The organism is Campylobacter sp. W0014 (genome assembly GCF_020135975.1).
In the GTDB taxonomy this organism is placed as follows: domain Bacteria; phylum Campylobacterota; class Campylobacteria; order Campylobacterales; family Campylobacteraceae; genus Campylobacter_D.
In genome coordinates this window covers 1-24513 of sequence record NZ_JACHTR010000001.1, presented here as the reverse complement: position 1 = coordinate 24513, position 24513 = coordinate 1, and the positions used below count along the sequence as shown (strand labels likewise).

Below are 24513 nucleotides of genomic sequence, written 5' to 3'. Positions count from 1 at the left end.
TTTATTTTTTTTTATAAAAAATTAAATCAAAACTATTTTTGTGTTTAACAACAGCTTTTGTAGCTGCACCTGGATTTTTTTGTTTGCTAAGTTCTAAACGTAATTCATCAATTAAATTTTCAAATTCATGAAGTTGATTTTTTAATTTTAATATAACATCAACTCCTGCTAAATTAACTCCCATATCGCGAGTTAAACGCAAAATCAATTTAATACGATCAATATCTCTTTGAGAATAAAGTCTTATTTTACCATCAGTTCGACTTGGCTCTACCAATCCTTCTCTTTCGTATTGTCTTAAGGTTTGTGGATGTATGCTTAAAACTTTAGCAACAACGCTTATTAAATATACGGGTTCGTCATAATGATGATCCATTATTTTCTCCTTATTCTGGAAGTTTTTCTTTTAAGAGTTCGATAAAATTTTCATCCAATGTTTCTGTATTAGGTAAGATAACATTCAAAATTAAATACAAATCCCCATAAATATTATTTTTTCTATTTTGCACCCCATATCCTTTTAGGCGTATTTTTTGTCCATTTTTTGAATTGGGAGCTATGGTGATTTTTGCTTCTTTTTTATCCTCTTTAAAAGTTTTAATTGTAATTTTTCCACCAAATAAAGCGGTTTTAAGTGGAATATCTATTTTTTGATATAAATCATCATCTTCTCTTTGATACATCTTGCTTTCCTCAAGTTTAACGATGATGATAAGATCTCCGCGTGTTTTATTGTAAGCGCTTTTTCCTTTACCACGAATTCTAAGTTTTTCGCCTTCTTTGATTCCATGAGGAATTTTAAATTTGATATTTTCTCCTTGAAAGGTAAAATGATGCTCACCTCCTGTAATGGCTTTTTCAAAAGGAATGGTTAATTCTATAGTTGTATCCAAATTTTCTTCTTCAAAATTTCCAAATCCTCCAAAGCCTTTGGAAGAAAATCCACCAAAACGACTTCCGCGAGAAGATCCTCCAAATCCTCCACCAAATAAATCTTTTAAAATATCATCTAAATTGATACCACCCGTATTTCTTGAAAAATCATGAAAACTTTGCCCACCAAAAATAGAATCTCCGTATTGATCATATTGAGCACGTTTTTTTTCATCGCTTAAAATTTCATAAGCGGCATTAATTTCTTTAAATTTTTCTTCAGCTCCTTTTTCTTTATTGATGTCTGGATGATATTGTCTTGCTAAGCGACGATAAGCTTTTTTTATTTCATCAGAGCTCGCATTTTTGGATATTCCAAGAGTTTCGTATAAACTATTCATTTTTATCTTCCTTTGGTTGTTTAGTTAATAAAATAATTTATTTTTAGGATTTAAAATTATATCAAAAACTTTAGTCTAAGTCAATCAAGTTTTATCAATTTTTATCACTCAAGTTTTTTATTTACAATTTTGTAAATTTTTGATTTTATACTATAACTCATGTAAAATATTTTTACAAATAAAATCATAATTTAGAATATAAATTTTCTAATAGAAAGGAAAAATTATGAAAAAGATTTTTTTGTCAATAGGTTTAGCAAGTGCATTATTTGCAACAAGTATTAATTTTAATGAATCAACTTCATCAGCCAATCGCGTTAATCCAGCAGATGGCGGAGTTATATTGAGTTATCATGATTCTATTAAGGATGCTAAAAAATCAGTTGTTAATATTTCAACCTCAAAAACCATAACAAGAGCAAATAGTTTCAGTCCTTTGGATGATTTTTTTGATGATCCTTATTTTAAACAATTTTTCGATATTCCTCAAAGAAAAAACAAAAGCGATAAGGAGGTAATTAGCTCTTTAGGTTCTGGGGTAATCATTTCAAAAGATGGCTATATAGTAACCAATAATCACGTTGTAGAAGATGCAGATACAATCACTGTAAATTTGCCAGGAAGCGATACAGAATATAAGGCTAAATTAATAGGAAAAGATCCAAAAACAGATTTAGCGGTGATTAAGATAGAAGCTAAAAATCTTTCAGCTATTACTTTTGCTAATTCAGATAATTTAATGGAGGGTGATGTTGTTTTTGCTTTGGGAAATCCTTTTGGGGTTGGCTTTAGTGTTACAAGTGGAATTATTTCAGCATTAAATAAAGATAATATCGGCCTTAATCAGTATGAAAATTTCATACAGACTGATGCTTCTATTAATCCAGGAAATTCAGGCGGTGCTTTGGTTGATAGTCGTGGATTTTTAGTAGGCATTAACTCTGCTATACTTTCTCGTGGAGGTGGCAATAATGGTATAGGATTTGCTATTCCTTCAAATATGGTTGAAGATATAGCGAAAAAGCTTATTGAAAAAGGTAAAATTGAAAGGGGATTTTTAGGGGTAACCATTTCAGCTTTACAAGGAGAAACTAAAAAAGCTTATAAAAATCAAGAAGGTGCTTTAATCACAGATGTTCAAAAAGGATCTAGCGCTGATGAAGCTGGATTAAAACGAGGAGATTTGGTGACTAAGGTAAATAATAAGGTTATTAAAAGTCCAATTGATTTGAAAAATTACATAGGAACTCTCGAGATTGGAGAAAAGGTAGTAATTGATTATGAAAGAGATGGAAGTAATAAACAAACAAGCTTTACTCTTAAAGGAGAAAAAGAAAATAAAGGAGTGCAAAATAATTTAATTGAAGGATTGAGTTTAAGGAATTTAGATCCTAGAATAAAAGATCGTTTGCAACTTCCAAGAGATATTAACGGAGTTTTAGTAGAGAAGGTTAAGAGTAAAAGCAAAGCAGAAGAGGTTGGTTTTAAAGAAGGAGATGTGATTATAGGTATAGGGCAAGATGAAATTAAAAATTTAAAAGATTTAGATCAGGCTTTAAAACAAGTTAATAAAAAGGAATTTATGAAAATTTGGGTGTATAGAAATGGCTTTACTACTTTATTGGTGCTAAGATAATTTTACGAAAGGATTTTCCTTTCGTTATAAATTTTAGTTTAAAATTAGATTTTAAGATTAATTAAAAAAGGAATATAATGACAAATATTCTTATGATAGAAGATGATTTAGAATTAGCTGAAATTACTGCTGAATACTTAGAAAAATTTGATATGAAAGTCGATATTGCTCACGAACCTTATATAGGACTTTCAAAGCTTGCTTTAAAAGAATATCAATTGATTATTTTAGATCTTTCTTTGCCGGGACTTGATGGACTTGAAGTGTGTGAGGAAATTCGTAAAAAGTATGACACTCCTATTATTATTTCAAGTGCCAGACATGATATTACAGACAAAGTAAATGCTTTAGAGCTTGGTGCAGATGATTATTTACCAAAGCCTTATAATCCCAAAGAACTTCAAGCACGCATTAAAAGTCATTTAAGAAGGATTTCAAATACAAAAAGCACTCTTTCTAAAAGTGTTAAAGATCTTGTTTATGATCAATACAAGCATACAATTTCAATGAAGGGACAAGAACTTATTTTAACTAATGCTGAATTTGATATTTTAAGTTATTTAATCAAAAAAGAAGGCGGAGTAGTAAGCAGAGAAGAGCTTGTATATAATTGTTCTTCTATTAGTGAAGATTCTAGCAATAAAAGTATAGATGTTATCATTAGTCGAATTCGTCAAAAAATGGGAGATGATCCAAAAACGCCAAAATATATACATTCCATCAGAGGGATAGGCTATAAATTAACTCAATGAATAAATCTTCGATTTTTTATACCATTACTTTTATTTTTATTTTTGCTGGAGTAAGTGTTGTTTTAGGATTTTTATGGTTAATTGAATACGATCAGCAAAATTATACAAGAGAGTTGAATACAAAGTATTCTTTAATTGCTAATGCTAGACTTTTGTATTTTGCTGGAGTTATTAATGAAAAAGAATTTGAAGAACAAACAAAAAATTACAATAAAATGGAGCAAATTATAGAGCCAAAACAAATTCGTAAAATTCTTTTTAGCGGAGATGTTCTTGCTCGCGTTGAAGTTAATAATGGTCTAATAGAGATTATTTCTTATGACAATCAAGTTTATTTAAATATTATTTATGATGGGAAGATTAATCTTTATAAAGATCAAGATTATCAAACTTATAGATATTTTATTATAAAAGCAATTGCAGTGGCTGTTATTTGCATACTTATTTTGCTTTATATTTTTATTTTTAAAAAATTAAAACCTTTAAAAACTTTAAAAAAGCAAATTGATAAATTTGCAGAAGGAAGACTTGGAGATATTGAGGATGTTAGCACTGGGGCAGATGAAATTTCTCAAGTAAGTGAAGCTTTTTATCAAGCTATTTTGCAAATTCGAAAACTTAATCAATCTCGTCAATTTTTTCTAAGAAATATTATGCACGAATTAAAAACTCCAATTACAAAAGGGCTTATTACTCTTGAAATGCTAGAGGATAATAAATATAAAGAAAGATTAGATGGTATATTTAATCGACTTGAAATTTTAATCAATGAATTTGCTGCGATAGAGCAGGTAACCTCAGGAGCTGCTTTCATTAATAGAAAAAAATATAACATCTTAGATATTTTAGATGAGGCTAAAGAGATAGCGATGCGCGATGATAATAATATACGTATTTTTATGGGTGAAAGCTTTTTTGTCAATGTGGATTTTAAACTTTTTACAACGGCGATTAAAAATATGATTGATAATGGTATCAAGCATTCTCAAGATGGTTTTGTGGAAATTTGCATTAAAGATAATTATATATGTTTTAAAAATTGTGGTCCTGAACTTAATAATACTTTAGAATATTATACCCAAGCTTTTACTCAAGGTACAAAACAAAAATCAAGTTTTGGATTGGGACTTTATATAGTTAATACAATTTTAGAAGCTCATGATATGAAACTTGATTATGATTATAAAGATGGAGTGAATCATTTTTATTTTATTGGTTTGAATAATATTTTAGTAAAAGAATAATTTTCTAAAAAATTTTGCAAAAAATCTTGACAAAGACATTAATTTTAAATATAATTACATTTTTAAAACTTTCATATTCCGGATTAGCTCAGCGGTAGAGTAGTCGGCTGTTAACCGATTGGTCGTAGGTTCGAATCCTACATCCGGAGCCACTTTTTACTTCATGTTTGCTTTCAAATCAATAATTATTTTTTGTATAATTCTCAAAAACAATAAAAAGGGATTAAATTTATGGCAGCAAAAATTTTGCTTTTAGAAGACGATTTAAGCTTAAGTGAAATTATAGAAGAATTTTTAAGTGATGAAGGATATGAAGTTAGTGTTTGTACTGATGCCAAAGAGGCTTTAAATTTAGCCTATGAAAAGTATTTTGATTTATGGATTTTAGATGTTAAAGTTCCATTAGGAGATGGTTTTTCTTTGCTTAAAGATTTGCGCAGTTACGGAAAGGAAACACCAGCTATTTTTATGACTTCCTTAAATACGGTAAATGATTTAAAAGAAGGCTTTAGTTCAGGTTGTGATGATTATATAAAAAAGCCTTTTGAATTAGCCGAACTTGCTATACGTATAAAAGCTTTATTAAAAAGATCTTTTTCTCATAAGAATGAAGATTTTGAAAATTTAGGTAATGGTTTTAAATTTAATTTTGCATCCCAAATTCTTTTTCATTTTGATAAAGCTTTACCTTTGCCAAGCAAGGAAGTTAAGCTCTTATCTTTATTGTTAAAAAATAAAAATATCTTTTTAAGCGCAGAAAAGATTTTTGAAGAACTTTGGGATTATAATGAAGAACCAAGTGAACTTAGTTTAAGAGCCTATATTAAAAATTTAAGAAAATTATTGGGCAAAGAAAAAATTATCAATCAAAGAGGCAGAGGCTATCGTTATGAGTAAAAAAGTTATCAGGCAAATTTTACTCATTTATCTTACAACCACAGGTTTTTTTCTAGCTTTCTTTTTTGTCATTTGGTATCAAAAACTGTATGAAGAACTGGTGATTTTAAGGAGTAGTTCTTTAAGAGAAATTCATAGAAATATCGTGATTAATATTATCAATTCTCGCTTCACTCCAATTGCTACAAGTGCTAAAAATATAGCAGAAAGTTCAGGATTAAATTTTGCAATTTTTGATAATAATCATACGATTTTTAATAATCTAAATTTTGATTTTAGAAAAGCAAAAATTGAATTCAAGGGTAGGGGAATTTATGATGGAAAGGTATTTTTTATTTTTCCTATGAGCACGGATTTGTATTATTTACAATACTCAAGAAATGAGGAATTAACTCAAGAAAATGGCTTAAAAGTTCTAATTCAAGGAGAAGATGTTAGTAAGGAGCTTTTTTGGATCAGGGTTAAGGTTTTTAGTTTTTCTTTTTTGGCTTTTTTTGTTTTAGGACTTATTGCTTATATATTAGTTAAAATTGCCTTAAAACCTTTAGAAGATAAAATTACTGTCTTAAATCGATTTATCAAAGATTCCACGCACGAGCTAAATACGCCTTTAAGTGTTATTTTAATGAGTATAGAACAACTCGAACGGCAAAATTTAGATAACAATAAATTTAAGCGTATAAAAATTGCAGCAAAAAGTTTATCTCAAGTATATTCTGATTTAGTTTTTTATAATTTTCCTAATACTTTAGAAGATAAAAAAGAAGAATTTGATCTCAAAAATTTATTCGAAGAAAGGATAGAATATTTTAGATTATTTTTTGAGCAAAAAAAGATTAATTTGGATCTTAAGTTAGATAATAAAGTTATGATTTTTGCCACTAAAAATCAAATCTCAAAACTTTTAGACAATCTTTTAAGTAATGCCATTAAATATAATAAGAAAAATGGAACTATTTTTATAAAACTAAAAGAAAATTTTTTTAGTATTGCTGATACAGGTTGTGGCATTTCAAAAGAAAATTTAAAATTTATTTTTGATCGCTATGCAAGATTTAACAAAGATCAAGGGGGCTTTGGTATAGGTTTATCTTTAGTAAAAAAGATTTGTCATGATAATAATATAAAGATTGTTTGTGAATCTATAGAGAATGAAGGGAGTGTTTTTAAATTAAGTTGGTAAAAATCAAGCCAGAAAAACTGACTTGATTTTAGCTTAGATGGAAATTACATCATTCCACCCATACCTCCCATTCCACCCATACCGCTCATATCAGGCATAGCAGGTTTATCTTCTTTAATTTCACTGATAGTTGCTTCAGTTGTTAAAAGCATGCTTGCTACAGATACTGCATTAAGCAAAGCAACTCTTTCTACTTTAACAGGATCGATAATACCAGAGGCAAACATATCTACATATTCGCCTTTAGCGGCATCAAAACCTGTATTTTCGTCTTTTGTATTTTCTACAGTATTAACAACAACGCCTGCATCAAAACCAGCATTTTCAGCAATTTGTTTCAAAGGCGCTCTTAAAGCTCTTTCTACTATTGCAGCTCCAATAGCTTCATCACCTTTAAGATCTAGTTTGATTTTTGATTTTGCTTTGATAAGTGCAGCGCCACCACCAATTACTATACCTTCTTCAACAGCAGCTTTTGTTGCGCTTAAAGCATCATCAACACGATCTTTTTTCTCTTTCATTTCAGTTTCAGTTGCAGCTCCAACTTTGATTAAAGCTACACCACCGCTTAATTTTGCAAGTCTTTCTTGTAATTTTTCTTTATCATAATCACTTGTTGTTTCAGCAATTTGAGCTTTAATTTGATTGATTCTTGCATCAATATTTGCTTTTTCACCTACGCCATTTACGATAGTTGTATTATCTTTGTCAATAATTACGCTTGAAGCTTGTCCTAGATCTTCTAAGGTTGCGCTTTCTAAAGTTCTTCCAAGTTCTTCAGAAATCACTTCTCCGCCTGTTAAAATAGCAATATCTTCAAGCATAGCTTTTCTTCTATCTCCAAAACCAGGTGCCTTTACAGCTGAAATATTTAAAACACCTCTGAGTTTATTAACAACTAAGGTTGCAAGTGCTTCACCTTCAATATCTTCAGCGATGATTAAAAGAGGTTTGCCTGTTTTTTGAATTTGCTCTAAAATTGGCAATAAATCTTTTAAGCTTGATATTTTTTTATCATAAAGTAAAATATAAGGATTTGAAAGTTCTACTAACATTTTATCAGCATTTGTGATAAAATAAGGGCTTAAATATCCTCTATCAAATTGCATACCCTCAACAACATTTAATTCATCATTAATTGATTTAGCTTCTTCAACAGTTATCACGCCGTCTTTACCTACTTTTTCCATAGCATCAGCAATTAAATTTCCGATTTTTTCATCAGAATTTGCTGAAATAGTAGCGACTTGAGCTATTTCTTTTTTATCTTTAACTTCACGAGAAAGTTTTTTAAGTTCATCTATAATAGCTTCACAAGCTTTATCCATACCGCGTTTAACTTCGATAGGGTTAGCTCCTGCTGTGATATTTCTTAAACCTTCTTTGAAAATAGCATGAGCTAAAACAGTTGCAGTTGTTGTTCCATCACCTGCTTGATCAGCTGTTTTACTTGCAACTTCTCTTACCAAAGAAGCACCCATATTCTCTAAAGAATCTTTTAATTCAACTTCTTTAGCAACACTAACACCATCTTTTGTAATTGTTGGAGCACCAAAACTTTTTTGGATTAAAACATTGCGACCTCTCGGTCCCATAGTTACTTTTACAGCGTCATTTAATTTTTTAACGCCCTCATAAAGTTTATTTCTTGCCTCATCTGAAAAAATAATTTCTTTTGCCATCGTTGATCCTTTTTTTAAATTATTTTAAAATTCCTAAAATATCATCTATATTTAGTACTAGATACTCATCATTATCAAGTTTAATTTCGGTTCCACCGTATTTGGAAAACATAATTTTATCTCCACTTGATATATCACTTATTTCTTTGCTTACTGCAATTACCTCTCCCATTAGTGGTTTTTCTTTAGCATTATCTGGTATAATTATACCTGAAGATGTTGTTTTAGTTTCTTCTACGCGTTTGATTAAAACACGTTTTCCTAAAGGTTGAAAATTCATTTTTGTCCATCCTTAATATAATATTGATTTCTAGCACTCTTTAATTTAGAGTGATAAAATCATACTATAAAAAATGAATTTTGTCAATACTTTTAGTAAAAATATTTATATAACTTGAGTTAAATTGACTAAAGTTTTTTTATAAATTAACTTATAAGGATAAAAAATGAAAAAAATTTTCTATACAATACTTGCTTTAATTGTGGTGCTTATAATAGCTTCTTATGTGATATTATTTACAGGCTTTGGTAATAGTATCGTTGCCAATATAGCTCAAAATAAGATTAAAGAAAGTTCTGGACTTGATGTAAATATTACGCGTTTTAAACTTCGTTTTTCTAATGTTGATCTTCAGCTTAGTTTAGCCAATATGGTTAATCTTAATGTGTATGGAAAATTAAATTTTTTTAAATTAGGTTTTGATCTTGATTATATCGTTAAATTAAATAAAAATTATGCTCAAAATTTAGGTTTAAATTTAAAAGAAAATTTGGCTTTTGGAGGGAAAATTCAAGGCAAAGCAAGTAATTTTACAGCTAATGGTAAAGGTTATTTGTTTGGATCTGATGTTTTATTAAATGCACGCATTTATGATTATTCTCCTATTGCTTTAAATTTAAGTGCCCAAGATGTGCAAATTTCAGAATTGCTAGGACTTTTTGGTCGAGCAAATTTAGCAAAAGGAACTTTAGATATAGCAAGTAAAATCAGTGCAAAAGATTTAAAACCTAATGGGAATATTATAATAAAACTTGATAATAGTTATATAAACTATGCTATGATTAAAAAAGAATTTGGATTAGACTTACCTGAAAATTCAAATTTAAAAGCTCAAATTTTGGCAAATGTAAAAGACGATAAAATTTATGCTATAAGTAAGATTTATAATGATTATTTAAATTTACAAACCCAAAAAACTTTATATAATTTATTCGATAATACTCTTTTTACTGATTTTGATTTAAAAATTCCTAGTCTGGCTAAACTTGAAAAACTGACAAAAACAAAATTAAATGGTAATTTACAAACCGTAGGAGACTTAAGTTTGGCGAACAATTCCTTACAAACTTTGAATGCCAATGTTATAGGATTGGGCGGTGAAATTAAGGCCGGTTTTAAAAATAATCAATTACTCGCTCAAATTGATAATGCAGATTTAGGAAAAATTTTAGCCATTGCTGGATATGGTAGCTTGATCAATGGTAATTTGAATGCTAATTTAAACAGCACAGGACTTGATTTTGCAAATTTTAGTGCTGAAGCAAAAATCAATAATGCAAAAATAAACACTGAGGAGCTTAAAAAAATCGCCCATATAGAACTTCCAAATACAAGCTTTAGTTTTAATGCAAAAGCAGTTGGTAAAAATAGCAATATTGCTTATAATGCGATTTTGGCTTCTAATTTATTAAATATCAAAAAATTATCCGGAACTTACAATCTAAAAAATAAAGAACTTAATACAGATTTAAATTCTTTTATCGATGATTTATCCCAATTTAGCGCTATTGCAGGACAAAAACTACAAGGTAATGCAGAGTTAAACGCAAAAGCCCATCTTATAGGATCTCAGATAAAAAATTTAAGCGCGGATGCAAATATTGCCAATGGAATTATAAAAGCAAATTCTAATGGTGAAAAATTAGATTTAGATATTAATAAACTTGATCTTTCAAAGCTTTTAGTGATTGTAGGTATGCCAAATTATGCAAGTGGAGATATTAATGCAAAAGCACATTTGGATAATGTTGATTTTAAAAATTTAAATGGTAATTTGAATTTAAAAGTCAAAGGTATTTTAAATTCTGTGATTTTAAGTAAAATTTTAGATAAAAAATTTCCAAATAATGTAAATTATGATCTAAATTCAAATATAATTTTAAAAAATAATATCGCCCAATTTGACAATGCTTTAAATTCTACCTTAGTTAATCTTACACATTTAAAAGGCAGTTTTGATATTAATAAAATAAATTTAAAATCTGATTTTATTTTAGATGTCAATGATTTTTCTAAATTAGGATTTTTGCTAGATAGAAAACTTAAAGGTTCTGCGAGTTTTAATGGTGATGTTAGCTATGATAAAACTTTCAATTTTAATATCATGAGTAAAAATTTATTCAACGGAGCTTTAAACGCAATTTTAAAAGATAATATTATTAATGCTGATTTAAACAATGTAGATTTAGATACTTTAGCTCAAGGAATAGGTATTATGGATGTTTATCAAGGCAAGGCTAATGTAAAAGCAAATTATGATATATTAAATGAGAAAGGTGAGGTCAATTTAGATATCAAAGAAGGAAAACTTAAGCCAAATGCAATTACAACGGCGTTAAAAGTTTTAACTTTTAAAGATTTTACTCAAGAAGTTTTTCATACAGCAAACGCAAAAGCATTAATCAATAAAGAAAATATAAAACTAAATTTAAATATGCAAGCTGATAATGCCAGTATTCTTATAAATTCAGGAGAGCTTAATTCAAAAAGCGGTTCTTTAAATCTTCCTTTTAGTGCCAAAATCGATAAGGTTGATTTTAAAGGAAATATTACAGGAACAACTGATAATCCTAAAATAAAATTAGATGCAAGCAGTGTTGTTGATTCTGTAAAAAATATATTTGGTGTAAAAAATAATGATACTACAGATAAAAATAAAAAAGTGGACAAAGCAATTAATAAGATAATTAACAAGATATTTTAAGGAATTTCAATGTTTAATGGCCTTATAAGAGAAATTGCACAGGTTGTATCTTATCAGAATAATATTTTAAGATTAAAAGCGCATCATAAACCCAATTTAGGGGATAGCATAGCTGTTAATGGAGCTTGTTTAAGTGTAACAAAAATTTATCACAATGGTTTTGAGGTTGAACTTTCTCATGAAAGTCGTTTGCATATAGCGGTGCAAAATTTAAAAGAAAATGTCCATATAGAGCCGGCTTTAAGGTTTGGAGATAGAATCGATGGACATTTAATGCAAGGACATATTGATTTTATAGGAACACTAGAAAAAATTCATCAAGATGAAAATGGAGTGGATTTTTTTATTTCCTTACCTAAAGATGCGATGAAATTTGTTGCCTCTAAAGGTAGTATAGGGATTGATGGGGTGAGTTTGACTGTGAATGAGGTTTTTGAAAATCAGATTAGATTGACTATTATTCCTATTACTTTTAAAGAAACTCTTTTTAAAGGATATAAGGTAGGTAGAAAAATCAATATCGAAACTGACTTACTTGCTAGATATATACACGCACAACTAAAAGACACCAAGGAAATATCATGGAAAGAAATAGACAAAATTTCTTATCTTTATTAGACAATGAAAAAGTAAGTGTTTTTTGTGCTTATGATCAAGATTATAATATTTTTAGAGCTAATTCTTTTAAGCAAAATTTATTTTCTCATTTAGGTTTTGAGGGTATTTTAGAATGTGTTTTTATGGATCAAATTCATTCTGATTTGGTGCAAAATTATGATACAAATTTAAAAGATCTAACTTGTGATGGTTTAATCACTAAAAAAACAAATACTGCACTTTGTGTTTTAAGTGCTGATTGCTTACCTTTGTTATTGTATCATGAAGATGGTATTATAGCGGCTTTGCATTCTGGTAGAAAAGGAAGTTTTGAAAATATTTTAAAAAAATGTGTAGATAAGATTATTTTAGAAAATCCAAATTTAGATAAAACTAAATTTCATCTTTTTATCATGCCAAGTATTTGCTGGAAAAATTATGAAATTAGTGGAGATATTTTAAATTTTTCACAGCAAAATTTTAAAGATTTTTTATCAGATAATCGGTTAGATTTGAAATCTTTAGTCAAATTTCAAGCTAAAAATTTAAATATAAATCATATTTTAGACTCTGAAATTTGCAGCTTTGAAAATAAAGATTTTTTTTCTTATCGTAGAAATAAAACACAAAAACGTTTTGCGAGTGTGATTTATTTAAAGGATTGAATAATGTATGAAAAAAAAGATTTAAGGGTTTTAAAGATTATTCAAAAGGCTAGAGAATTTGGTGATTTGGATCTATGCAATGAAATTTTAGTTCATCAGCTTGTTAATTTAGTTTTTAACGAAATAGAATCTAAAGAAAAAGAAGAGCTGATCGCTCTTTTAAATTCTTTAATAAAAGCTAAAGACAAGGCTTTGCTTAGCAATTAATTTAATTCTATATAATTTTCAAAATCTTCTTCTTTTGGAGGATTTGGTTGGTGATTGTTTAAAGCCTCCTGAACAGTTTTTTCATATTGGGCTATAGTGTTTTCAAATTCCTTTTTTTGTTTTCCTTTTAATTCAGACTTAGCGATTTTTACAACTGAGGTCGGATTGATAGCTTTATTGTTAAGATACACTCCAAAATGTAAATGAGGGCCTGTGCTCATTCCTGTTGATCCCACATAAGCAATAATTTGTCCTTGATTGACCCTTTGGCCTGTTTTTATTTTGGCAAAACGACTTAAATGCGCATATAAAGTCGTGTATCCTCCTTCATGTTTTACCTGTACAACGTTTCCATATCCCCCTTTTGTTCCAACAAAAATAATCGTTCCTTTACCAGCACTTTTAACAGGTGTGCCAGTAGGTGCAGCATAGTCTATACCAAGATGTGCGCGGTAACGTTTAAGTATAGGATGATATCTTGCAGTACTAAAAGGAGAAGAAATTCTTATATAATTAACAGGTTTTGTCAGTAAAAAATTATCCAATTCTCTACCTTTTCGATCATAAAAAGTATCATTATAGGAGAAGATCTCTTGGGTGTTTTTATTAATTTCAACTGTAGCCATTTTAATTGTAATATCTCCCCATAGTTTCCCCATACGTCTTTTTTGCTCATAATAAAGGGTTATTTCGTCTCCTTTTTGGATATTTCTAAAATTAATCCCTTTAAAAGCTCGAACCATTGCACGAGCTAAAGTACTACTTCCACTTTCTTCATACACATCTTGATAGGCTGAATTTTTAATGGTTAGGTGTAAAATTCTATTATCAATTTGATAAATGATTGGAGTAAAGGTTAGTGCATATTGATTATTTTTATTTTTATAAATATGAATTTGCAAATCATCGCTTATTGGAATTAAAACTTGCTCTATATTGTTATTATCATCTTTTAAAATTTGATATCTTGTTTTATAAAGTATGTCAGAAGCAAGCTCTTGATCTTCTTTATCAAGTCCATAATAAAGTGACATAGGAATAGAATTTCGTTGTAAAAATTTAAGTAAAGTATCTCCATTATCCCAAGTCAATTCTTCAACACTTAAGGCAGCAAAACTTTGGATAACAAATACAAATAAAAGTAAAATTTTTCTCATAAAAAACCTTGATTTTTATAGATTTTGAAAATTTAAAATCTATATTTTACTTTATTTTTCTTACAATTGCTTAACAAAAAAGGAATATAATTACATAAAATTATTTTTTAAAGGAGCAAAATTTGCTTAGATTTATAGCACTTTTTCTAACATTAAATCTTACTTTATTTGCTGCAAATTTCGATTTAAAGCCTTTTAAAACAGAACTTTTAAAAGTAGATGATATTTATGGTTATATCAAGGATAGTTCAGAAATTCAAATCAATTCTAGTGGTGTTGTATTACAACAATTTAAAAATTCTAAAAGCATTATAGCTAGAGCAAGTGTGATTGCGAAAGAAAATGGTCTTGCAAAATTAGAATTTAGTGTTTTTTCAGATTTAAAACAAGAAGCCTTGCCTTTACCAAATGTTTTACCTCAAAGTGGTGATGAAGTGGTTTTAAATTTTCTTTATGATAGAGGAATGATCATCGCTCCAGATGAAAAAACTTATAAAGATTTGGTATCGGATTTTCCTCAAATTTATTTTACTCATATAGATATTTTTGGAGCACAATTAATTAGAAGTTCTACTGTTGCACCAAAGCGTAGTGATTTTAGGAAATTTTGTGCAGATAATGCGGTGGGCGTTTTAATTTTTGCTTTAGAGAATAAAGCTAAAATCATTGATTGTCAAAATTTCAATGAACTTTATGAATTTCCTATTGAAAAAGCCTCTAGTGTGCAAATTCCTTTTTATTCTCGCGTGAGTGGATATAAAACTAACTTTTTTGATTTTAATGCACAAGAGATGAATGATTATTACCGTTATTATAATGCTTTAATTGATTTTTCTAAGGTTTTATCGGATTAATGAAAGAAGAATTTAAGCAATATTTTATCAAACTTTTAGGCAAAGAAAATGCTTATTTTGATCAAATACACAAAATTGCTTATAGTTATGATGCAACTAAAAATCATTATCTGCCTGATGGCGTGCTTTTTCCAAGAAACGAAGAAGATATTTCTAACATTTTAAGATTTTGCAATGATAAAGGTATCATTGTAGTTCCACGCGGTGCAGGAACTGGTATGAGTGGAGGTTCTTTGGCTGTTAATGGTGGTTTGATTTTAGCTTTTGAAAAGCATATGAATAAAATTTTAGAAATCGATTTAGATAATTTAGTTGCCGTTGTTCAACCAGGCGTTATAAATATACATTTACAAAAAGAAATTGCCAAATATGGACTTTTTTATCCGCCTGATCCTGCTAGCATGGAGCATTCAAGCTTAGGGGGCAATGTCAGTGAAAATGCTGGTGGAATGCGTGCAACAAAATATGGAATTACAAAAGATTATCTTTTAGCTTTAAGAGCGGTTTTGCCAAATGGAGAGATAATTTCCGCAGGCAAACGGACTGTAAAAGATGTTGCAGGTTATAATTTAGCTGGAATTTTAATCGCTAGCGAGGGTTCTTTAGCGGTGTTTAGTGAGTTAACATTGAAATTAGTTGCTTTGCCTAAATTTAAAAAAACAGCCATGGGAGTTTTCCCAAATGTAAAAAGTGCTATGAATGCCGTTTTTAAAACTCTAGCAAGTGGAGTTACTCCTGCTTCAATGGAATTTTTAGATAATCTTAGCATTTATGCGGTGGAGACTAAATTTAATATAGGATTGCCTATAAATGCTGGAGCGATTTTGGTTGTTGAGGTGGATGGTAATATTGAGGCATCTATTAATGAGGATTTGAAAATAATAAAGCATTATTTTTTAGAAGAAAAAGCAAGTGAATTTAAGATCGCTAGAGATGAAAAAGAGGCTAAAGATATATGGTTTGCTAGAAAAAATTGCTCTCAAAGTATTGCTATGTATGGAAATTTAAAATTAAATGAAGATATCACTGTTCCAAGGTCAAAACTTCCTGATTTGTTAGAAGGTATTGCTGAAATTTCAGAAAAATATGGTTTTAAAATTCCTTGTTTTGGTCATGCAGGTGATGGCAATGTGCATACTAATATTATGGTTGAAGATAAAAATGATCAAGAGCAGGTTAAAAAAGGATATTTAGCCGTAGAAGAGCTTTTTAAACTTACAATTAAACTAGGCGGGACTTTAAGCGGGGAGCATGGCATAGGAATTTCAAAGGCATCTTTTATGAATTTGGCATTTTCTGATACTGAAATGAATTTAATGAGAAATATAAAAAAAGCTTTTGATCCAAACAACATACTTAACCCTTTCAAAATGGGACTTTAAAGGAATGAAAATTTGAAAAGAATTTTTAATATTTTATTGAGTATTCGTGATAAAGAAATTTTAAATTATGCTGCTGCACTTAGTTTTTATACTATATTATCTTTAATTCCGATTTTATTTATATGTTTTTCTGTTTTTACTCAAATTTCAAGTTTTAAAATGTATTATGAAAAAGCTAAGCGCGTTATTTTTGCTTTTTTAATTCCTGCGCAACAAGATATAGTGGCTACTTATTTAGATACTTTTTTAAAAAATAGTGTTAATTTAGGTATAGTCGGTCTTATAGCGATGACTTTTACTTCCTTAGCGTTTTTTTCTGGTTATGATTTTGTTATTAATCGTATCACTAAAAGCGAACCTAAAGGAATTTGGCAAAGCATTAGTTCTTATTGGACTTTATTGACTCTTGTTCCTTTGGGACTCGGGCTTAGTTTTTATATTTCTGGTTTTATTCAACAAACTTTGGATGATTATAAAATAGGATTTAATTTTTTTGAAATTTTACCCTTTGTGATTGTTTGGGGCTTATTTTTTATATCTTATTCGAGTTCTGTGTATAAAAGCTCTTTGAAAAGTTTATTTCTTGTATCCTTTAGCGCAAGTGCTATTTGGTATATCGGAAAGAATTTATTTGTTTATTATATAGTTTATAATAAAACCTATGCAAGTGTTTATGGATCTTTTTCTACTATACTTTTTTTCTTTATTTGGATTTATATTTCTTGGATAATTTACCTTTTTGGACTTAAGGTTTATTTTTTTCTAAATCACAATGATAATGAAGGGAAGAAGGTTAGAAAAAATACAAAAAAGAGCTAATAATTTAAAACGAATTGACAAAAGCGAAGCTCCAAGATAACTGATAAAAATCCAAAATGGAATTTGAACATTGTTTGCATAAAATTTAAAATCAAAAAATTCTTTCAATGCAAAATCAAATAGATCTCCAATTCCAATAAAATGTAAAATCAAACTTAAGGGATAAAATATTACAAAGATAGCGCTTAAAAATATGGATAAAATTTGTTGATAACTAATCAATGGAAAGAAATAAATAACAGGTAAAGTCATAGCAAAAAAAGTCCATATATTTAAAAAAAGGACATTAAAAAAAGCGTTAAAAGATTTTGAAAAATGATGTAAATATAAAAAAATATAAAAAACTCCCATGATGGAAAATAAAAATCCCACGCTAAATAAAAGCTTAGGATAGCAACAAATACAAATAAAAACACTAGTAAAAAGTGTGAAAAAATTAAGCACTTTGATATTTTTACAAATAAGATAAAATCCAAAAATAGCCATAGTTAAAGAACGCACATAAGAAGGAACAAAGCCTATAAGATAGGTATAAGAAAAAAGCAAAATAAAAATTAAAATACTTAAATCAAAACGCAGATTTCTATAAGGAAAATATTTTTTTTGAAAAAAGCTATAAATTGGAGTTAGGATAAAAAATATCAAACTAAAAATAAGACCGATATGATATCCACTAATAGCAATTAAATGAGCAATTCCGTAATAATTAACATCATTTCTTAAATCTTTAGATATAGGCAATGCAAAAAATAAAGCCCCGTAAAATTCGCGAATTTTTTGATTTGTATGTTGATTTAAAAAATAAGAAATAATGGCATTTTGTTCCTTTATTTTTAGCTTTTCAAGATCATAACTAGGCGCGTAAAAAATTTGACTAAGATAATCTTTAAAAGTGACATTTTCAGTAATGATTTTTAAATTTAAAAGTTGATTATTACTCAAATTTAGATCTTTAAAACTTGTCGTGTAAAAAGCAAAATCTTTTGTTTGTATTTTTAAAATCCAATATTTTTTATTTTTTTTATTGTTTTTTGTATAATTTTGCAAGAGAATAGCATTTTCTATGAGATAGTGTTTATTTTTTTTAAACAGTGAAAAATTATAGTATTGCAAAGCTATATTAAAAGCAAAAATAATGATTCCAAACAAAAATACATAGCGAAATTCTTTAAAATGATTAAAAAAAGAATTTCGCCAAAGCATTATTTTTTAGAAAATTTAGCCAAATAAAACCAAATAATTCCAGCTAATGCTAATAAAAAAAGAGGAGCGATATAAGGATATTCTCCTAATTGGGTAAAGATTTCTTCTATAATATGACCAAAAATATAGGCTGCTAAACCTAGGATGATTGACCAAATTAAGCTCGCAAAAGCGTTAATAAATGCAAATTTTGTAAAATTATATTTTGCTATTCCAGCCGCTATTGGTATGAAAGTTTTTAATCCGTAAATAAATTTTTGCACGATAAGTAAAATCATACCGTATTGTTTAATTTTCATTGTTGCTAGTGCAAGTTTGCGTCGATGGTTTTTAAAATAGGGCATGATGTCTTTTTTGTAATATTTTCCAAGTATAAATAATAAAGTAGAGCCTAAGGTATTTCCTAAAAAAGCTAGAAAAATACATAGGCCAATTTCCATTTTTCCTTGAGAACAAAGTATTCCAGCAGCTAAAATTCCAACCATGCCACCACCTAAAGAATAAAAAAACAGGACTATATAACCATATTGGATTAAAGTGTCAACCATATCTTGCATTATAAGTCCTTATTTAGCATATTCTATAGATCTTAATTCCCGTATGACATTAACTTTAATTTCTCCAGGATATTGCATTTTTTCTTGAATTTCATTGGCAATTTCTTTAGCCAGTAAAGCACTTTCATCATCATTGATCAATCTTGCATTAGCAATGACGCGAATTTCTCTACCTGCATTGATAGCATAAGCATTTTTAATCCCTTCTTTGCTTTTTGCAATGTCTTCTAGCTCTGTGACTCTTTTTAAGAAGGCTTCTAAAACTTCTCGTCTTGCGCCAGGTCTTGCTGCGCTTAAGGTATCAGCAGCACATACAGCAGCCGCTTCGATGCTTGTTGCTTCTTCATGTCCATGATGGGCATAAATCGCATTGATCACCACAGGATGTTCTTGATAGCGCTTACAAAGCTCTCCGCCTAAATCAACATGTGAGCCTTCATAATCATGTGTTAAAGCTTTTCCAATGTCGTGTAAAATTCCAGCTCTTCTAGCTAAATTTTCATCACCCCCGCATTCAGCTGCAATAATTCCTGCTAAATGAGCGACTTCCAAAGAATGAGTCAAAGCATTTTGCCCATAACTTGCACGATATTTAAGTTTTCCAATCAATTTAACAATCTCTGGATGAACTTTACTTAATCCTAAATCCATAACGATGGTTTGACCTTCTTCTAAAATAGCGCTTTCAAATTCTTGACACACTTTATCATGAACTTCTTCTATACGTGCAGGTTGAATTCTTCCATCTTGAACAAGCAGTTCTATCACCTTTGTAGCAATAGCACGACGATAAAGATTAAAGCAGCTTACTATGATAGCTCCAGGTGTATCATCGATAATAATATCAACTCCTAAAACCATTTCTAAGGTTTTTACATTACGTCCTTCTTTGCCTATGATGCGCCCTTTTAACTCATCACTTTTGATATTGATCACATTGATAAGTCTTTCGGCGGCAAATTCTCCTGCAAAACGCGAAGTCGCTTGAGCTAGGATATAATTAGCTCTTCTTTTGGCTTCATTTTTGGCTTCTTCTTCATATTTTCTTACTATGTGTGCGATTTGGCTGCGTGAAGCTTCTTCGACTTTTTTAAGGATAATTTCACGTGCTTCATCTTGGGTTAGTCCTGTAGAACATTCTAAAATATTAAGTAGTTCATGAAGTTTTAACTCATATTGAGTTTTTACTTTTTCAGCATCTAAATGCAAATCTTGAATTTGTCTTTTAGTGTGCGTGAGTTTTTCTTCATTTTCTTTTATTTTTTCTTCTTGAATTTGAAGTTTTTGTTCTTTTTTGGATAACTCGTCAAATTTTTGATTATAGTCTCTTTGAATTTTATGAATTTTATCTTCATATTTTTTCTTTGCCTCAAGTTCTGCATTAAGTATAGAATTTTTAGCATCTTTAAGAGTAAGCTCAGCTTCGTGCTCTATAGCTCTTGCTTTTGCTTTAGCTTGCTCAACAAAAATTTCATATTTAGCATCATTAATTTTTTTAACAATTAGGTATCCGATTGCGATGCCTATTATAGCGGATACAAATGCGATTATTGACTCTATCATTTTTTCTTTCTTTCTTATAATATTTTCTATAAGGATTGATATAAAATTCACCCATAATATCATGTTCTTGAGTGATTTCTTTCTCACTCAAAGCATGGATACTTTGAGTAAAAATTATATTAGGTTTATAATGTAAATTTGCGAAAAATCTATCATAAAAACCTTGCCCATGTCCTATTCTTTTTAAATTTTTATCTATCCCGATAACTGGGACAATAGCTAGATCAATTTTAGCTTCTAAAAAAGAATTCATAGGTTCTAATATTCCAAACCTTTTTTTAACAAAAGGTAGCCTTAATTTTACAATTTTTAAACTTTTATCTTGCATAAATGGAGCGAAAAGTATGCATTTTTTGCTAAGCAGATGACGAAATTTAACCAAATTTGGTTCATAAGCTAAAGGAATAAAAATAAGGATTCTTTTTGCCTTTAATTTTTTAATGATATGAAAGCATTCTTGAAATATTTGAAAATCTTGTTTAAAATACAAATTTGGATGGCGTTTTAATTTAGTTTTTTGCAAAGCTCTAAAATGGATTTTTTGCATCATATGCCTTTTTAAAAACTTATTATCTTAGTTGTGTTATAATTTTACCATTTTTTAAATGAGAATAAGGAAATAAAAGATTATGAAAAAAATATTTTTATTGACTTTGATGATTTGTTTTTTTGCAGCCTGTAGCAATGATAAACAAAAAGATAAAGATGAAAATACAAGCGCAAATATAGAGGCAAATTTAGAACAAGGCGAAGATGTGAATTTTGATATTCATTTGATTGATGGAAATTCGATTTTGGTTCAAAAAAGCAATGAAAAAATCACTTTTGATACTGATAAGGCAACTTTATTTGTGTTTTTTACTACATGGTGTACCCCTTGTGTTGCAGAAATTCCTTATTTAAATAATCTTCAAAATAAATATAAAGACCAAATCAATATAGTAGGCGTTTTACTCGAAGATAAAAGCGATGAAGATATCAAGGCATTTAAAGATGAAAATAAGATTGTATATGAAATAGCTAATGGAGAAAACAATTATCTTTTAGCAAAGTCATTAGGAGGTGTTAATGGCATTCCTACCATGTTTTTATATGATAAATATTCTAAATTAATCAATGAATATTTAGGTCTTATTCCTCAAGAAATGTTAGAAGTTGATATTCAAAAGGCTATATTTTAATGTTTGATTTTATAAAAAAAGGACTTTCAAAAACCCTTGAAGGAATTATTAGTATTAAGGGTGATAGTAAAAAAATAACTAAAGATTTACTTGAGGAAATTTTATTAGAATCTGATGTAAGTTATGAAATCGTTGAAGAAATCATTTATTATTTACCGCCTAGCAATGAGGTTAAAAAAGAAGACTTAAAACGAGTGATGCGTTCTTATTTTCTTTATGATAAACCTGAAATTGTAAATTCTAAGCCTTTTGTGGAGTTAATTTTAGGGGTTAATGGGGCAGGAAAAACAACAACGATTGCCAAACTTGCTTATCTTTATAAAAATAGACAGCAAAAAGTGATATTAGGTGCTTGTGATACCTTTAGAGCGGGTGCGATTGAACAATTACGCCTTTGGTCTGAAAAAATTGGAGTAGATATTGTGCTTACTAATCAAGGGCACGATCCTTCAGCGGTTGCATTTGATACGATCAGCAAAGCCAAGGCTAAAAATTTTAATCAAGTTATTATAGATACGGCAGGTCGTTTACAAAATCAAAAAAATTTAGCCAATGAGCTTGAAAAAATTGTAAGAATTTCAAACAAAGCCTTAGAAGGGGCCCCTCATAGAAAAATTTTAGTTCTTGATGGAACTCAAGGAAATGCGGGAATTTTACAAGCTAAAGCTTTTAATGAAATTGTTAAACTTGATGGAGTTATCATTACCAAACTAGATGGCACAGCTAAAGGCGGAGCACTTTTGGGTATAGCAAGAGAGCTTGAACTTCCTATTTTATATATAGGAGTAGGCGAAAAAATGGAAGATTTAATCGAATTTAATCCGGATAGTTTTTTAGATATTTTATTAGAGGGTGTTTTTGAATAAATGGCCAAAAATAAAATTCTTTTTGAATGCCAAGCTTGTGGAAATCAACAAAGTAAATGGTTAGGAAAATGTCCAGAATGTGGTGCTTGGGATAGTTTTGTAGAGTTAAAAACTGAACAAATTCAAGTCTTAAAAGAAATGGCTAAAGCAAGTTCAAAGGCTAGTGAAGCTGTATGTATTGAAGATGTAGAACTTGAACATTTTTCAAGATCAAGCACAGGAGATGATGAGCTTGATTTGGTTTTGGGCGGAGGATTGGTTGAAGGCTCTTTGATTCTTATTGGGGGAAGTCCTGGTGTTGGCAAATCAACACTTTTGTTAAAAATTGCTTCAAATTTAGCCAAAAAAGGTAAAAAAGTTCTTTATGTAAGTGGTGAAGAAAGCAAAGCACAAATCAAATTAAGAGCAGATAGGCTTGAAGCAAATGCGTCTGATCTATTTTTATTGACTGAATTATGCCTTGAAAATATTTTAGAGGAATTGCACAAAAAAGATTATGAAATTTTAATCATTGATTCCATACAAACTTTGTATTCTAATAAAATTTCTTCCGCAGCAGGAAGCATTACTCAGGTGCGTGAGATCACTTTTGAACTTATGAGAGTGAGCAAGGCTTTTAATATAAGCACTTTTATTATAGGGCATATCACCAAAGAGGGATCTATAGCAGGTCCTAGAGTTTTAGAACATATGGTGGATGTGGTGCTTTATTTTGAAGGCGATGCAACAAAAGAAATTAGACTTTTAAGGGGCTTTAAAAATCGTTTTGGTGGGACAAGTGAAGTAGGGATTTTTGAAATGACTTCTAAGGGTTTAGTGAGTGCAAAAGATCTCGCAAATCGTTTTTTTACTCGCGGAAGAGCCATTTCAGGAAGTGCATTAGGTGTAGTGATGGAAGGATCTCGCGCTTTAGTTTTGGAAGTGCAAGCTCTAGTTTGTGAAAGTGCTTATCCAAAACGCAGTGCTACAGGCTATGAAAAAAATCGTCTTGATATGCTTTTGGCTTTACTTGAAAGAAAACTTGAAATTCCATTAGGGCATTATGATGTGTTTGTAAATATCAGCGGTGGCGTTAGAGTAAGTGAAACTGCAGCCGATTTGGCTGTGGTTGCAGCTATAATTTCGAGTTTTAAAAATCGTCCTTTAAGTAAAGATAGTGTTTTTATCGGAGAGCTTAGTTTAAATGGTGAAATTAGAGAAGTTTTTAGTCTTGATACTCGTTTAAAAGAAGCAAAAATGCAAAAATTTAAAAATGCTATTATTCCTTCAAAACCTATTGAAGATGTGGGTTTGAAATGTTTTGTGGCTAAGGAACTTAGTCAAGTATTAGAATGGATGTGAGAAATCAGAAGTAAAAAAATAATTTATTATGATTGTAAAATTATGCACGCGATTAATTCTTTAGGTATATTAGACTATGGAAATTCTGAGTATAGATATACGTTTAATGAGGAATTTAGTCTTAGAAAAGCATCCTTAAAAACCAACTCGATTTTAAAAGCCATCAAAGATAATGAAATAGCTGTTTTTATATCTAGTGAATTTAGAAAAATAGCAAGAGAAAATAATTTATTAGAATTTAGCTTTAGTGTATTAAATAGATCTTATTATTGAAAAATAAGATTTAATTTATATGTAAATTGCACGAGTAAAAAAATGTATTATCATTTTAGATAATTTAGTTTATCGCCTTTAATTCTAAAAAAATAACAATAAAATAAATTTCATGCTATTACCAAAAATGCAATTATTTAAAATTAATATTATAAAAAATAAAGATATAATAGATTTTATTAATCTTGAAAATATC

25 protein-coding genes and 1 tRNA gene are annotated in these 24513 nt (G+C 29.1%); 17 read left to right on the top strand and 9 right to left on the bottom strand.

The window, feature by feature from the left end; translation table 11 throughout:
- Position 1: 1 nt before the first annotated feature.
- Together H2277_RS00130 and H2277_RS00125 are read right to left on the bottom strand one after the other, a co-directional pair.
- Entirely contained in the window at positions 2-376 is a 375-nt protein-coding gene (locus tag H2277_RS00130) for a heat shock protein transcriptional repressor HspR (protein ID WP_337200399.1), read from the bottom strand.
- Between the two features lie 10 nt (positions 377-386).
- Positions 387-1274: a J domain-containing protein gene (locus H2277_RS00125; RefSeq protein WP_337200398.1), complete on the bottom strand. Its 888-nt coding sequence runs from the start codon at positions 1272-1274 to the stop codon at positions 387-389.
- Between the two features lie 226 nt (positions 1275-1500).
- Between H2277_RS00125 and H2277_RS00120 the strand changes: the two genes are divergently transcribed.
- The 6 genes from H2277_RS00120 (at position 1501) to H2277_RS00095 (ending at position 6986) form a co-directional block, all read left to right on the top strand.
- Positions 1501-2910 carry a DegQ family serine endoprotease gene (locus H2277_RS00120; protein WP_337200397.1) on the top strand — a complete coding sequence of 470 codons (1410 nt, stop codon included), beginning with the start codon at positions 1501-1503 and terminating at the stop codon, positions 2908-2910.
- Between the two features lie 77 nt (positions 2911-2987).
- Positions 2988-3662 carry a response regulator transcription factor gene (locus tag H2277_RS00115; RefSeq protein WP_337200395.1) on the top strand — a complete coding sequence of 225 codons (675 nt, stop codon included), beginning with the start codon at positions 2988-2990 and terminating at the stop codon, positions 3660-3662.
- Positions 3659-4906 (top strand): ArsS family sensor histidine kinase, encoded by a 1248-nt coding sequence (locus H2277_RS00110; RefSeq protein ID WP_337200394.1) that lies wholly within the window; start codon positions 3659-3661, stop codon positions 4904-4906. The genes H2277_RS00115 and H2277_RS00110 overlap by 4 nt, the downstream gene beginning before the upstream one ends.
- 77 nt (positions 4907-4983) lie before the next feature.
- Positions 4984-5058: transfer RNA gene (locus H2277_RS00105), tRNA-Asn, on the top strand.
- Positions 5059-5137: 79 nt separating this feature from the next.
- Positions 5138-5803, top strand: coding sequence for a response regulator transcription factor (locus tag H2277_RS00100; RefSeq protein ID WP_337200393.1), 666 nt, complete (start codon positions 5138-5140; stop codon positions 5801-5803).
- Positions 5796-6986 carry a HAMP domain-containing sensor histidine kinase gene (locus tag H2277_RS00095; RefSeq protein ID WP_337200392.1) on the top strand — a complete coding sequence of 397 codons (1191 nt, stop codon included), beginning with the start codon at positions 5796-5798 and terminating at the stop codon, positions 6984-6986. The genes H2277_RS00100 and H2277_RS00095 overlap by 8 nt, the downstream gene beginning before the upstream one ends.
- Positions 6987-7030: 44 nt before the next feature.
- Here H2277_RS00095 and groL read toward each other — a convergent pair whose 3' ends face one another.
- Both groL and groES read right to left on the bottom strand, forming a co-directional pair.
- A complete protein-coding gene (gene groL / locus H2277_RS00090) occupies positions 7031-8668 on the bottom strand; it encodes a chaperonin GroEL (protein WP_337200391.1) in 1638 nt (545 codons plus the stop codon).
- A 19-nt stretch (positions 8669-8687) separates the two neighbouring features.
- Positions 8688-8948 (bottom strand): co-chaperone GroES, encoded by a 261-nt coding sequence (gene groES / locus H2277_RS00085; RefSeq protein ID WP_137623986.1) that lies wholly within the window; start codon positions 8946-8948, stop codon positions 8688-8690.
- 166 nt (positions 8949-9114) lie between these two features.
- On the opposite strand from groES, the gene H2277_RS00080 reads away from it, so the two are divergent.
- From H2277_RS00080 to H2277_RS00065, 4 genes are read left to right on the top strand one after another with little or no spacing between them, the layout of a single operon-like run.
- Positions 9115-11652 carry a hypothetical protein gene (locus tag H2277_RS00080; protein WP_337200390.1) on the top strand — a complete coding sequence of 846 codons (2538 nt, stop codon included), beginning with the start codon at positions 9115-9117 and terminating at the stop codon, positions 11650-11652.
- 9 nt (positions 11653-11661) lie between these two features.
- Entirely contained in the window at positions 11662-12270 is a 609-nt protein-coding gene (gene ribE, locus H2277_RS00075; protein WP_337200389.1) for a riboflavin synthase, read from the top strand.
- Positions 12234-12914 carry a laccase domain-containing protein gene (locus H2277_RS00070; RefSeq protein WP_337200388.1) on the top strand — a complete coding sequence of 227 codons (681 nt, stop codon included), beginning with the start codon at positions 12234-12236 and terminating at the stop codon, positions 12912-12914. The genes ribE and H2277_RS00070 overlap by 37 nt, the downstream gene beginning before the upstream one ends.
- Before the next feature lie 3 nt (positions 12915-12917).
- Positions 12918-13121 carry a hypothetical protein gene (locus tag H2277_RS00065; RefSeq protein ID WP_337200387.1) on the top strand — a complete coding sequence of 68 codons (204 nt, stop codon included), beginning with the start codon at positions 12918-12920 and terminating at the stop codon, positions 13119-13121.
- Here H2277_RS00065 and H2277_RS00060 read toward each other — a convergent pair.
- Positions 13118-14278, bottom strand: coding sequence for a peptidoglycan DD-metalloendopeptidase family protein (locus tag H2277_RS00060; protein WP_337200386.1), 1161 nt, complete (start codon positions 14276-14278; stop codon positions 13118-13120). The genes H2277_RS00065 and H2277_RS00060 overlap by 4 nt on opposite strands.
- A gap of 122 nt (positions 14279-14400) precedes the next feature.
- On the opposite strand from H2277_RS00060, the gene H2277_RS00055 reads away from it, so the two are divergent.
- From H2277_RS00055 to H2277_RS00045, 3 genes are read left to right on the top strand one after another with little or no spacing between them, the layout of a single operon-like run.
- Positions 14401-15132, top strand: coding sequence for a plasminogen-binding N-terminal domain-containing protein (locus H2277_RS00055; protein WP_337200385.1), 732 nt, complete (start codon positions 14401-14403; stop codon positions 15130-15132).
- Positions 15132-16514, top strand: a complete 1383-nt coding sequence (locus H2277_RS00050; protein WP_337200384.1) for an FAD-linked oxidase C-terminal domain-containing protein — start codon at positions 15132-15134, stop codon at positions 16512-16514. The genes H2277_RS00055 and H2277_RS00050 overlap by 1 nt, the downstream gene beginning before the upstream one ends.
- Positions 16515-16526: 12 nt before the next feature.
- Positions 16527-17333: a YihY/virulence factor BrkB family protein gene (locus H2277_RS00045; RefSeq protein WP_337200383.1), complete on the top strand. Its 807-nt coding sequence runs from the start codon at positions 16527-16529 to the stop codon at positions 17331-17333.
- Here H2277_RS00045 and H2277_RS00040 read toward each other — a convergent pair.
- Genes H2277_RS00040 through H2277_RS00025 form a run of 4 tightly spaced genes read right to left on the bottom strand, consistent with a single transcriptional unit; the run spans position 17277 to position 21203 of the window.
- Entirely contained in the window at positions 17277-18539 is a 1263-nt protein-coding gene (locus tag H2277_RS00040) for a ComEC/Rec2 family competence protein (protein WP_407928545.1), read from the bottom strand. The two genes, H2277_RS00045 and H2277_RS00040, sit on opposite strands and share 57 nt — an antisense overlap.
- Positions 18536-19093: a DedA family protein gene (locus H2277_RS00035; RefSeq protein WP_337200381.1), complete on the bottom strand. Its 558-nt coding sequence runs from the start codon at positions 19091-19093 to the stop codon at positions 18536-18538. The genes H2277_RS00040 and H2277_RS00035 overlap by 4 nt, the downstream gene beginning before the upstream one ends.
- A gap of 9 nt (positions 19094-19102) precedes the next feature.
- Positions 19103-20656, bottom strand: a complete 1554-nt coding sequence (gene rny, locus H2277_RS00030; RefSeq protein WP_337200380.1) for a ribonuclease Y — start codon at positions 20654-20656, stop codon at positions 19103-19105.
- Positions 20589-21203, bottom strand: coding sequence for a 5-formyltetrahydrofolate cyclo-ligase (locus H2277_RS00025; RefSeq protein WP_337200379.1), 615 nt, complete (start codon positions 21201-21203; stop codon positions 20589-20591). The genes rny and H2277_RS00025 overlap by 68 nt, the downstream gene beginning before the upstream one ends.
- 82 nt (positions 21204-21285) lie before the next feature.
- Between H2277_RS00025 and H2277_RS00020 the strand changes: the two genes are divergently transcribed.
- The 4 genes from H2277_RS00020 to H2277_RS00005 are packed head-to-tail and all read left to right on the top strand — an operon-like array spanning position 21286 to position 24317.
- Entirely contained in the window at positions 21286-21837 is a 552-nt protein-coding gene (locus tag H2277_RS00020; RefSeq protein ID WP_337200378.1) for a TlpA disulfide reductase family protein, read from the top strand.
- Positions 21837-22703: a signal recognition particle-docking protein FtsY gene (gene ftsY, locus H2277_RS00015; RefSeq protein WP_337200377.1), complete on the top strand. Its 867-nt coding sequence runs from the start codon at positions 21837-21839 to the stop codon at positions 22701-22703. Before H2277_RS00020 ends, ftsY begins: the two co-directional genes overlap by 1 nt.
- A complete protein-coding gene (radA, locus tag H2277_RS00010) occupies positions 22704-24044 on the top strand; it encodes a DNA repair protein RadA (protein WP_337200376.1) in 1341 nt (446 codons plus the stop codon). It abuts the gene before it with no gap.
- Positions 24045-24086: 42 nt separating this feature from the next.
- On the top strand, positions 24087-24317 hold the full coding sequence (locus tag H2277_RS00005; protein WP_337200375.1) for a hypothetical protein: 231 nt from the start codon (positions 24087-24089) through the stop codon (positions 24315-24317).
- The last annotated feature ends 196 nt before the right edge of the window (positions 24318-24513 follow it).

Bases quoted from the DNA above. Each gene is read 5' to 3' on its own strand.
- H2277_RS00130 (WP_337200399.1), bottom strand. From the start codon at position 376: ATGGATCATCATTATGACGAACCCGTATATTTAATAAGCGTTGTTGCT.
- H2277_RS00125 (WP_337200398.1), bottom strand. From the start codon at position 1,274: ATGAATAGTTTATACGAAACTCTTGGAATATCCAAAAATGCGAGCTCT.
- H2277_RS00120 (WP_337200397.1), top strand. From the start codon at position 1,501: ATGAAAAAGATTTTTTTGTCAATAGGTTTAGCAAGTGCATTATTTGCA.
- H2277_RS00115 (WP_337200395.1), top strand. From the start codon at position 2,988: ATGACAAATATTCTTATGATAGAAGATGATTTAGAATTAGCTGAAATT.
- H2277_RS00110 (WP_337200394.1), top strand. From the start codon at position 3,659: ATGAATAAATCTTCGATTTTTTATACCATTACTTTTATTTTTATTTTT.
- H2277_RS00100 (WP_337200393.1), top strand. From the start codon at position 5,138: ATGGCAGCAAAAATTTTGCTTTTAGAAGACGATTTAAGCTTAAGTGAA.
- H2277_RS00095 (WP_337200392.1), top strand. From the start codon at position 5,796: ATGAGTAAAAAAGTTATCAGGCAAATTTTACTCATTTATCTTACAACC.
- groL (WP_337200391.1), bottom strand. From the start codon at position 8,668: ATGGCAAAAGAAATTATTTTTTCAGATGAGGCAAGAAATAAACTTTAT.
- groES (WP_137623986.1), bottom strand. From the start codon at position 8,948: ATGAATTTTCAACCTTTAGGAAAACGTGTTTTAATCAAACGCGTAGAA.
- H2277_RS00080 (WP_337200390.1), top strand. From the start codon at position 9,115: ATGAAAAAAATTTTCTATACAATACTTGCTTTAATTGTGGTGCTTATA.
- ribE (WP_337200389.1), top strand. From the start codon at position 11,662: ATGTTTAATGGCCTTATAAGAGAAATTGCACAGGTTGTATCTTATCAG.
- H2277_RS00070 (WP_337200388.1), top strand. From the start codon at position 12,234: ATGGAAAGAAATAGACAAAATTTCTTATCTTTATTAGACAATGAAAAA.
- H2277_RS00065 (WP_337200387.1), top strand. From the start codon at position 12,918: ATGTATGAAAAAAAAGATTTAAGGGTTTTAAAGATTATTCAAAAGGCT.
- H2277_RS00060 (WP_337200386.1), bottom strand. From the start codon at position 14,278: ATGAGAAAAATTTTACTTTTATTTGTATTTGTTATCCAAAGTTTTGCT.
- H2277_RS00050 (WP_337200384.1), top strand. From the start codon at position 15,132: ATGAAAGAAGAATTTAAGCAATATTTTATCAAACTTTTAGGCAAAGAA.
- H2277_RS00035 (WP_337200381.1), bottom strand. From the start codon at position 19,093: ATGCAAGATATGGTTGACACTTTAATCCAATATGGTTATATAGTCCTG.
- rny (WP_337200380.1), bottom strand. From the start codon at position 20,656: ATGATAGAGTCAATAATCGCATTTGTATCCGCTATAATAGGCATCGCA.
- H2277_RS00025 (WP_337200379.1), bottom strand. From the start codon at position 21,203: ATGCAAAAAATCCATTTTAGAGCTTTGCAAAAAACTAAATTAAAACGC.
- H2277_RS00020 (WP_337200378.1), top strand. From the start codon at position 21,286: ATGAAAAAAATATTTTTATTGACTTTGATGATTTGTTTTTTTGCAGCC.
- ftsY (WP_337200377.1), top strand. From the start codon at position 21,837: ATGTTTGATTTTATAAAAAAAGGACTTTCAAAAACCCTTGAAGGAATT.
- radA (WP_337200376.1), top strand. From the start codon at position 22,704: ATGGCCAAAAATAAAATTCTTTTTGAATGCCAAGCTTGTGGAAATCAA.
- H2277_RS00005 (WP_337200375.1), top strand. From the start codon at position 24,087: ATGCACGCGATTAATTCTTTAGGTATATTAGACTATGGAAATTCTGAG.